Source organism: Escherichia sp. MOD1-EC6021 (genome assembly GCF_002965245.1).
Lineage (GTDB): Bacteria > Pseudomonadota > Gammaproteobacteria > Enterobacterales > Enterobacteriaceae > Escherichia > Escherichia coli_F.
In genome coordinates this window covers 1-1,242 of the sequence record NZ_PTRU01000094.1, presented here as the reverse complement: position 1 = coordinate 1,242, position 1,242 = coordinate 1, and the positions used below count along the sequence as shown (strand labels likewise).

2 protein-coding genes are annotated in these 1,242 nt (G+C 41.9%); both read right to left on the bottom strand.

The features are described 5' to 3' along the window. Positions 1–293, bottom strand: a 293-nt coding sequence (locus tag BEB54_RS28045; protein WP_088774594.1) for a molecular chaperone GroEL, incomplete at its 3' end; no start/stop codon positions are given. An 86-nt stretch (positions 294–379) separates the two neighbouring features. After that, positions 380–1,024, bottom strand: a complete 645-nt coding sequence (locus BEB54_RS28040) for a ParA family protein (RefSeq protein ID WP_001144036.1) — start codon at positions 1,022–1,024, stop codon at positions 380–382. Positions 1,025–1,242 lie beyond the last annotated feature (218 nt).

The following is a 1,242-nucleotide window of genomic DNA, read 5'->3' as shown; positions in this document are numbered from 1 at the left end:
CCATCACGTTCAAGCTTCTCTCTTATAGCCTCAATAATATATGAGCTAAAATCCAGAGATGTTTTACTGGTCGCTTTAAGTTCCGCATGAGCTTCAAAATACGACAGCGGTATGGCCTTAAGATTCTTAGCCTTCGTCCTGGCAGCCACGGGACGACCTGAAACTTCCTCTGCACCTTCATTTGGCTGAGACGGGGCTGTTGCTGTTACGGCAGAAGAAGAAGTTTGTAATCTGGCAGAATCCACCAGGTTTTTCAGTTTTTCAGCCTGTGCACTAAATTTTGCTTTGCTCATGAGATAACCCAGGATGTTTGTTAGATACTTAAAGGATATCCATTAAAAACCCAAAGAATACTATATGGATACCCAATGGATACACCTTACTGTTTGTTATTTTCAATCAGATGATTGATTTCTTCGATCAGGGCAATAACTTCCTTACCTCCTGCCGAATAGCGCCCATGAACAGACTCAGTGATTCCCATCCCAGTCTCAATGACATCCTCAAATTCTGCACGAGCAGAAATGCGGCTCTTCATCAGCTTCAGATGTTTGAACGATGGCAGGATTGCATCAAGCTTAGGGAATTTCTTCTTGTTAGGATTAACTTTACAGAGATACAGGTGAGCAGTTATATCGGTCCCCATGATAGAGCTGATTTCGTCCAGTACTCCATCAAAATGCATCAAACCAATACGTTCAGTCAGGGAGTCTTTTGAAGGGACAATAACGCAGTCTGCAAAGGCAATCGCAGTACGGGTAAGATCTGAGTCAAATCCCCCACAGTCAATAAGTAACGTCTTATCGCTGTTCTTGTAGGGAGTCATAATTTCGATTAACTCATCCACTGTTTTGGGTACTTTCACGGAAATTTCTTTTCCTTCAGGTCTCAGCCCCAGAATGATAGAAAGCCCGGTATGAGTATCCAGATCAACTGTATCAGACTTCATTTCACCAACAATGTTTACAGATGAAGTTGTCTTACCCACACCACCTTTGGGATGCGTATTAGCAATAACAGGCATAGTGTATCTCCAGAATCCACATGTAATACCCATAAAGAACCCCAAAGACACCTTTCGGATATCCAAGAGGTACTCAATAGATGTTTTTTACTCTATACCGGTCCTGCATGTCAACAGAATATGAAATACCGATAATATATCCATGAGATATCCGAAAGGGATTTAAAAAAGTCAGAGCTTAAGGAATTCTTTTGAGCATAGACACCGCATCGGACTCA